General features: G+C 46.4%; 5 protein-coding genes. 4 read left to right on the plus strand and 1 reads right to left on the minus strand.

All coding sequences use genetic code 11. The annotated features are described in order from the left end of the window. Positions 1-756: 756 nt before the first annotated feature. The 4 genes from MICAI_RS14155 (at position 757) to MICAI_RS14170 (ending at position 6,267) form a co-directional block, all read left to right on the plus strand. On the plus strand, positions 757-2,079 hold the full coding sequence (locus tag MICAI_RS14155; RefSeq protein WP_008203233.1) for a CmpA/NrtA family ABC transporter substrate-binding protein: 1,323 nt from the start codon (positions 757-759) through the stop codon (positions 2,077-2,079). Positions 2,080-2,225: 146 nt separating this feature from the next. Continuing rightward, entirely contained in the window at positions 2,226-3,053 is an 828-nt protein-coding gene (gene ntrB / locus MICAI_RS14160; protein WP_008203234.1) for a nitrate ABC transporter permease, read from the plus strand. Positions 3,054-3,214: 161 nt separating this feature from the next. Further along, a complete protein-coding gene (locus MICAI_RS14165; RefSeq protein WP_008203236.1) occupies positions 3,215-5,221 on the plus strand; it encodes an ABC transporter ATP-binding/substrate-binding protein in 2,007 nt (668 codons plus the stop codon). Between the two features lie 47 nt (positions 5,222-5,268). Next, the gene (locus MICAI_RS14170; RefSeq protein ID WP_039900203.1) at positions 5,269-6,267 is read left to right on the plus strand and encodes a nitrate ABC transporter ATP-binding protein; all 999 of its coding nucleotides are present in this window, start codon (positions 5,269-5,271) and stop codon (positions 6,265-6,267) included. A gap of 374 nt (positions 6,268-6,641) precedes the next feature. Here MICAI_RS14170 and MICAI_RS14175 read toward each other — a convergent pair whose 3' ends face one another. Next, complete coding sequence (locus MICAI_RS14175; protein ID WP_008203240.1) at positions 6,642-8,399, minus strand: formylglycine-generating enzyme family protein; 1,758 nt, start codon at positions 8,397-8,399, stop codon at positions 6,642-6,644. Positions 8,400-8,775: the final 376 nt, after the last annotated feature.

The following is an 8,775-nucleotide window of genomic DNA, read 5'->3' on the forward strand; positions in this document are numbered from 1 at the left end:
CTCCCACTATTGACGATATCCCTAAGCATCTAATCAAGGGGAAACATCGATCATAATATGCTTTTGCCCTTGGCAAGTGCCAACGCATAACAGAGATTGTCTCAAGCTAGTCTCGTCGCTAATACTTGCGGCGATTTTTCAGTTATCGGTAAACATTAACCGGTAATCAGTCAAGGGCAAACTCAAATCTGATACTAAATCCGTTGAGTATAGGCTACTTATCAGGATAGGCAAGAGGCAAGAGGCAAGCGGCAAGAGGAGGAATAGATAATCAGTCTTTAATAACTGGATTTAGTATGATAACTGATTCAAGATAGCTAAAAAAACCCCATCGCCCTACCATGCGTTTCAGACAAATTTTTATGCTTTTATTACATGGCTGACAATATTTTGTAACAATCTATACTATCTTTCCCGTTGAAGACTGTAAATTTAAGTTAATTACTTCGGTGATAACCCTAAAATAAACTGATCTTTCTAGCCCAGATGACCAAAAACCGCCCCTATCTATCTATCCACTCCTCAAAACTGTTATGCTTCTAGAAAAAATCTCTTAGACAAAAACTACTGCTAAATCTCCCCAGATGGAGAAGCAAAAGCGATCGAGAGATAAAAATAGTTAAAGCCTCCTTACTGAATCAACAGTTACTTGCAAGAAATTTTCTCGGTTATCACCGCAGTCAGTTAGGGGAAATAATGAGAATTTTTCACCGTTTCATCACCTTTGTTTAGTTTCTAATCACGATTTTTTAGTCCATGAGTAAACTTTCTAGACGTAGATTTATCTTCACTGCCGGGGCAACTGCCGTAGGAACAGCAATTCTCCACGGTTGCGCCACTCCCAATAATACCGCGACCAGTCCCTCCCCGGCCGGCAGTCCTGCTGCTTCCCCCGCTGCCGGTGGAGAAACTCCCGAAGTCACCACCGCCAAACTAGGTTTTATTGCCCTCACTGACTCGGCACCTTTAATTATCGCCAAAGAAAAAGGTTTATTCGCTAAACACGGGATGCCCGATGTGCAAGTGATGAAACAAGCTTCTTGGGCTGCAACCCGCGATAACCTCGAACTCGGTTCGGCGGGTAACGGTATCGATGGGGCGCATATTTTATCCCCCATGCCCTACCTAATGACCTTGGGCAAAATCACCAAACAGCCCGTACCAATGTATATTCTGGCGCGTTTGAATACCAACGGTCAAGCGATTTCTGTGGCTAACGAATACATGGATCTAAAAGTTGCCCTCGATAGCGGTGTACTGAAAGAATCCTTCGCTAAAGCTAAATCTGCCGGCAAAGAAGTTAAAGCCGCCGTCACTTTCCCCGGTGGTACTCACGATCTCTGGATGCGCTATTGGTTAGCCGCCAGCGGCATCGATCCGAATAAAGATCTATCCCTAATTGTTGTTCCTCCGGCACAAATGGTGGCTAACATGAAAGTCGGCACGATGCAAGCTTTCTGTGTGGGGGAACCTTGGAACGCCCAATTAGTTAACAAAAAACTCGGTTATTCGGCCTTGATTACTGGGGAACTGTGGAAGGATCACCCCGAAAAAGCTTTCGCTTTACGCGCCGATTGGGTGGATAAAAATCCCAAAGCGGCAAAAGCTTTAACTATGGCTGTTCTGGAAGCGCAGCAATGGTGCAACGATCCCGCTAATGTTAAGGAAATGTGCGAGATTATTTCAGGACGGGAATGGCTGAAAATTGACCCCGCCGATATCTTGGGCAGAATGCAAGGTAATATCGATTTCGGTGATGGTCGCAAAATCGAAAATAGCCCCGTAGCCATGAAATTCTGGGCTGATAACGCTTCCTATCCCTACAAGAGTCATGATACTTGGTTTGTGACTGAAGACATCCGTTGGGGCTATATTCCCGCCGATACGGACATCAAAGCTTTAGTTGATAAGGTTAACCGGGAAGATATCTGGAGAGAAGCCGCCACAGCCCTCAATGTTCCGGCTGATCAAATTCCCACCTCTACCTCTCGCGGTGTGGAAACTTTCTTTGATGGCGTGAAATTTGATCCCGAAAATCCCACCGCTTACCTGAAATCTCTCAAGATTAAAAAGGTTTAAATCAGTGTTCAGTGATCAGTAACCCGTCAACAGTTAAAGATGATTTTCTGATAACTGGTAATCAATAACTGATAACTGAACCACTCAACCACTGATAACTGATAACTGATAACTGATAACTGATAACTGATAACTGATAACTGATTATGGCTGTTTCTATTTCTCGTCGTTCTCAAGGTACAAAATGGGTAAAAGACCTGAAAAAAAAATTATCCAAACTAGCAACTTCGGCGATTGCTTTATTAATTTTCCTCCTCCTCTGGCAAATAATCTGTTTTAGTCCCGATGCCCCCCTCCCTAGTCCCACCAAAGTGGTTAGCGATACCTGGGAATTAATTATTAATCCCTTCTTCAATAATGGTGGCACGGATGTGGGGTTATTCTGGCAAATTTTCGCCAGTTTACAACGGGTGGCTGTCGGTTTTACCCTTGCCGCTATTGTCGGCATCGCTGCGGGTATTTTAATCGGTAGTAGCGCCCTAATTTATGATGCGATCGATCCAATTTTCCAAATCCTGCGTACCGTTCCCCCCCTAGCTTGGCTACCCATCTCCCTAGCGGCTTTTCGCAATAACGAACCTAGTGCCATATTTGTAATTTTTATTACAGCAATTTGGCCAATTATTATTAACACAGCCGTGGGAGTACAACAGGTTCCCCAAGACTATAAAAACGTCTCTAGAGTGCTAAAATTATCCAAAGTTGAATATTTTTTCAATATTCTTTTTCCCGCCACCGTTCCCTACGTTTTCACGGGATTAAGAATCGGTATCGGTTTATCTTGGTTGGCGATTGTAGCGGCGGAAATGCTGATCGGTGGCGTGGGAATTGGCTTCTTTATCTGGGATGCTTGGAATAGTTCCATGATCAGTGAAATTATCCTCGCTCTGATTTATGTGGGTATTGTTGGTTTCTTACTCGATCGCCTCATGGCCTACATCGCTAAATTAGTTGTACCCGAAGAAAATAAATAGGGTTTGCGGCAAAAAGTTTTTCGGTGGGGGCAGGGTGTGGGGTGTGGGGTGTGGGGTGTGGGGAGCTTTTTAAGTAAACAGTAAACAGTAAACTAAAAACTCACATCTGATAACTGATAACTGATAACTGATAACTGATAACTAATAACTGATAACTGAAAATGTCTGCATTTATTGAAGTCGATCACATTGATAAAGTTTTCCCTCTGCCCGATGGCCGTCAATATATTGCCCTGAAAAATATCGATCTCAGCGTTACTAAAGGGGAATTTATCTCTTTAATCGGTCACTCCGGTTGCGGGAAATCCACCCTCTTAAATATGGTCGCTGGACTCGATCGCCCGACGGTAGGGGGGGTGATTTTAGAGGGAAGAGAAATTAAAGACCCCGGTCCCGATCGCATGGTGGTGTTCCAGAATTATTCTCTGCTGCCGTGGTTAACCGTCCGGGAAAATATCGCCCTAGGAGTTAACCGTGTGCTGCGTCATCTGCCGGCTGCTGAACGCAAAAGTGTCATCGAACATAGTATCGATATGGTACACCTGCGCCATGCCGCCAACAAACGACCGGGAGAATTATCGGGAGGCATGAAACAACGGGTAGCGATCGCCCGTGCTTTAGCTCTACGGCCAAAAGTCCTGCTACTTGATGAACCCTTTGGGGCGCTGGATGCGTTAACCAGAGGCAATTTACAGGAACGTTTGATGGAAATCGTCGAGGAAAGCCACGTTACCTGTATCATGGTCACGCACGATGTGGATGAGGCCCTATTACTATCCGATCGAGTGGTGATGTTAACCACCGGTCCGGAGGCCCATATCGGTCAGATTCTCGATGTTCCCATTCCCCGGCCCCGGCATCGTTTAGAAGTAGTTAACCATCCCAGTTACTACTCCCTCCGTAACGAGATCGTTTATTTCCTCAACCAACAGAAGCGATCGAAGAAAGTCGGTCAACCCACTGGTCCAGTGACGGTGATCGGCCAAGCTACCAGACTGAAAACCAATCCCACCATCGGTTTTATCCCCCTCACCGATTGCGCTCCGATTATTATCGCCAAAGAGAAAGGCTTCTTCGCCGAGGAAGGATTAGAGGATGTTGTCCTGCAACGGGAACCCAACTGGAAAGCACTCGCCCAAGGAGTGGCCACCGGTCGTCTCGATGCGGCCCAGATGGTGGCGGGAATGCCCCTCAGCATGACCATTGGGGCTGGCAATAAGCCCTCTGTCCCCGTGATTAGCGCTTTGGTACTCAGTCGCAACGGTAACGCCATCACCCTCAGCAATAAATACAGGGAATTGGGGGTAGAAAAACTGGAGGACTTAAAGGGGGCCCTCCTGCAAAGTCCCGATAAAATCGCCACTTTCGGCATGGTTCACCCCGCCTCCATGCACAATCTGCTGTTACGCTACTGGTTAGCTAGTGGCGGCATCGATCCCGATAGTGATGTAAATTTAGCCGTAATTCCGCCGCCTCAAATGGTTTCCTTGCTAAAAGCGGGTAATATCGACGGTTATTGTGTGGGGGAACCCTGGAACTCCTACGCCGTTCACGAAAAATTAGGCTACGTTATCGCCACCGATCTTGATATTTGGCCCGGACACCAGGAAAAAGTCCTCGGGGTCAGGGAAACTTGGGCGGCGAAACATCCCGAAACCCATATCGCCATGGTGAAAGCTTTAATTAAAGCCTGTGAATACTGCGATGATCGGCGTAATCGAGAAGAAATAGTCAATATTCTCAGTCAGCCCCAGTATGTGGGCGTGGATAGGGCAATTATCCGCCCCGGTTTCCTCGATGGTTATGATCGCGGTTTAGGAACTGCCCCCGAACCCCTATTCCGATTTAATCAGTTTTACGTCGATCAAGCTAACTGTCCGGGCCGCAGTGAGGCCCTATGGACCCTAACTCAGCTGGCCCGTTGGGGTTACGCGCCTTTCCCCCGCAACTGGGTAGAAGTGATTGAACGCGTCCGTCGTCCCGATCTGTTTGGCGAAGCTTGCCGGTCTCTGGGCCTTCCCGATTTGGAACCCGATCGCCACAGTTTTGCCCTCTTTGATCATCTTATTTTCAATCCCGACGATCCGATCGGCTATCTGGAACGTTTCTCGATCCGTCGCGATTATCGCGTCTCAGAAGTTCTCCTCGATGATCCCGTGACTAATTAATGGTTGTGGTGGGCTTTGCCCACCTTAAAATAAATCTAGGACGAATTATGCAAACTTTTACCGATAAGACCGTGAATTCCAGCACCACCACCCAGCCTTTTTTGTTAGTTAGTAATGTTGCCAAAGAATACCCCTCCCCCGAAGGGGTTTACACCGTTTTAGACGGTGTGGAGCTGCAAGTCAATGAGGGGGAATTTGTCTGCATTATCGGTCACTCCGGCTGCGGTAAATCGACCCTTTTAAATATGGTGGCGGGGTTTTCTTCTCCTAGTCGTGGGCAAGTGCTGCTACAGGATAAAGAGGTTAAGGAACCAGGACCGGACCGGATGATGGTATTCCAAAATTATTCGCTTCTGCCCTGGAAAACTGCCTTTGAGAACGTTTATATCGGGGTTAATTCCGTTTATCCCGAAAAATCTCAGGCTGAGAAGGTGAAGATCGTGGAAGAAAATCTATCCTTAGTGGGATTGACAGAAGCAGCCCAGAAAAAACCCCCCCAATTATCGGGAGGCATGAAACAACGGGTAGCGATCGCCCGCGCCTTGGCCATTCGTCCCCAAGTCCTCATCCTCGATGAACCCTTTGGGGCCTTAGATGCGATTACTAAAGAGGAATTACAGGAAGAATTGCTGAAAATCTGGCAAGAACACCAGTTAACCGTGTTGATGATTACCCACGATATCGATGAGGCTTTGTTCTTGTGCGATCGCTTGGTGATGATGACCAACGGCCCGAGCGCTAAAATCGGTGAGGTGTTAAAGATGCCTTTTGCTCGTCCCCGGGTTCGTTCCCAAATTACCGAGGATCCCCGTTACTACGAACTCCGCAATGAAGCTCTCGATTTCCTCTACAATCGTTTTGCCCATTCGGAAGACCCCAATGAGGATGCCCCCGAACAACCCCCAACAGAAAATCTCGTGGGTAAAATTGTTACTACTATTGGTGGCATAGCCTTACTCGCTTTTGTTGGTTTTAGTCTAATACAAATGTTCACCAGCAAGACTGCCAATACTACTAATCCGGCCACCATAGAGGCCCCCAGATAAGTAGTAGTGGAAAATTAATTTCCTAGTCGAGACAGGAGACTCCGAGACAGCTATCGGGGATCGGATTTGAGTTTTGGCTCTCCTCGACTTTGTGTGATAATCAGTGCGGCTCTTCGTTACTTGTTATGGTTCGATAGGGGGGCATAAATCGACTAAATCCTTATCTGGCAAAAGATTTAACTGATTAGCTCGCTCTAGATCAAAAACAATTGACAAAAATCGTCCAATGTCTTTCTCTATAAGGGTTCCATCTCTTATAACCCCCGTCCATTACATAACACAAACCGAAGAACCAATTTTCTCAAAAAAAAATCGACCCGCCGCTAGGCGGGAAAAAGAGAAAAAGAGAAAAAGGGTAAAAAGGGTAAAAAGGGTTACAGAGTCCTCCCAGCACCGCACACCACCCGAAAACCGCTGAAGTCGCCGTTGTCGCGGCGGTAGTCGCCGCTGCGGAAAGCGGAACGGCAGTAATTTGGATCGTCGTACCAAGAACCGCCCCGCAATAGAGAACGATTATCATTACCATTTTTTATCCAAGCCCTGCCATCCTTTGGTGCATTCTCATAGGTACTATGCCAATTGTCTTCGCACCACTCCCAAACATTGCCACTCATGTCATAGAGTCCCCAAGCATTGGGCTTTTTCTGACCCACAGGATGAGTTTTACCCCCAGAATTTCCTTTATGCCAAGCGTAATCTCCTAACTGATTAGCATCATCACCGAAATAATAGCGAGTGGTTGTCCCCGCACGACAGGCATATTCCCATTCCGCTTCTGTCGGTAGGCGATAGGTTTTTCCTGTTATTTGACTCAATTTTTGACAAAAGGCTTGAGCGTCATTCCAACTAACATTTTCTACTGGATTTTGCCGATTATTTTTAAACCGAGAGGGATTTGTTCCCATTACTGCTTCATATTGTGCCTGAGTCACTGGATATTTCCCAATCGCAAAACTGTTGACTTGAACTTGGTGTTGAGGCTTTTCTCTACTTTGAGCATCAGAATCACTGTCAGGAGATCCCATGAGAAATTCACCTGCTGGTAAGATCACCATCTCCAGTGTGACTCCGTTGGGTAGGTTTTCGGTAAATGAAGTTTGAGGAATAGGAGAATCACCGACGACGGAGGTGATAAAATTCCCGACTCTCTCGATTACATGATTGTTTATGCGTTGAATGGCGGTTTCGAGTTCGATTTCCTCGTCGGGGATTTCCACGTCTGTCCATTGCCATCCTTCCCGCTCGGCTCGCTCTAATGCGATCGCTAAACGGCCGCGCTTTTCCTCGCTGGTGACGAGGAAATTGAGCAAACTAGCCGATAGATTATCGTTTTTGCGGAAAGATGCCGCCGATTCGGAACTGAGAATGTTCTGGACGAGGGATTCCACTTCGCTGACACTGCGGGAAAGTTCCCCGTCAATGGTCACTACTCGATCGATCAAGCCTTGAAACTGTCCGATAATTGGTTTTAGGTATTGTTCTAGATTAATGGCTACTTTGGCCATTTCGATCGCTTCTTGTTCCAGACTATCTAACTCCAGCTGCAACTGATACACTTGTTTGTACCCGTTCAACTCGCCGATCATTTTCGAGAAAACCTGTTTTTGTGTATCCTGATCTTCAGCTAATTTCTGGATACTTTCGCTGATTAGGTCGATTTTCTTGAGCATAAGCAAGCTGGCGCGACCAACAAGAATCACGGCGCGGAAAATCTGCTGTTTCTGTAGTCTCAGGGTATCTCGCAGGTCGGCCGAGCCGATGCTATTCTCCAAAGATTGGCGTTTTCGCTCTGTTTCTGCCAATTTCTGGCATTTAACCGCCACTGCCTCCTTGATTTCCTCGGTCAGTGACTGGAAAAACCGCCGGTATTCATCCTTATGGTCGGTGAGAAATCCGATTAACTGGTTATAGTCCTTGACTAATCTTTCCAATTCTTGAAAAGTTTCCTCGAAATTGAGGGGTTCTTCTTTTTTCCTCAATCCTAACCATGTATTGCGAACCCGTTTTCCGGTTTTCATCAGTTGCTGTCTTTCTTGAATCTGATCCTGCAAAACCAATAAATCGGGGCGATTTAGTTGGGGAAGTTGATAGGTTTTCCGATAAAGCTTGATTTTCGCCGTTTCTTCTGCCATCGCCGTGGTCGCTGAGGGTGAGTTTTTTCTATTTTAGCCCGATTTTTTGATCAGCTAAGACGCATTTTAACCGCCTATCCTTAAACCCCCCCGATGTCGGTAGGGTTGATTCATAGTAGGGTTGATGTAAGGATTCAGGTCATACAAAAAGCAGTCAAACCCATGCTGTGTAAGCATTTAGGCGAATTATGTCCAAATCCTCATTCTCATTAAGAAACGCTAAAAGCCTTAATTTTCGTGCTTATTGAGAATGAAACTGTTAGTTTAGCGAGTTCTGAGATTTTAGAAGCCGCTCTGTGACTGCATTTGAGTCACCTGAATCCTTACGGGTTGATTAATAGTAGGGTTGATTCATGAATCAACCCTACCCCAATGT

Origin of the sequence: Microcystis sp. T1-4, assembly GCF_000297435.1 — a bacterium.
In the GTDB taxonomy this organism is placed as follows: domain Bacteria; phylum Cyanobacteriota; class Cyanobacteriia; order Cyanobacteriales; family Microcystaceae; genus Microcystis.

Excerpts from the sequence above, each read along its gene's own strand:
- MICAI_RS14155 (WP_008203233.1), top strand. The coding sequence starts at position 757 with ATGAGTAAACTTTCTAGACGTAGATTTATCTTCACTGCCGGGGCAACT.
- ntrB (WP_008203234.1), top strand. The coding sequence starts at position 2,226 with ATGGCTGTTTCTATTTCTCGTCGTTCTCAAGGTACAAAATGGGTAAAA.
- MICAI_RS14165 (WP_008203236.1), top strand. The coding sequence starts at position 3,215 with ATGTCTGCATTTATTGAAGTCGATCACATTGATAAAGTTTTCCCTCTG.
- MICAI_RS14170 (WP_039900203.1), top strand. The coding sequence starts at position 5,269 with ATGCAAACTTTTACCGATAAGACCGTGAATTCCAGCACCACCACCCAG.
- MICAI_RS14175 (WP_008203240.1), bottom strand. The coding sequence starts at position 8,399 with ATGGCAGAAGAAACGGCGAAAATCAAGCTTTATCGGAAAACCTATCAA.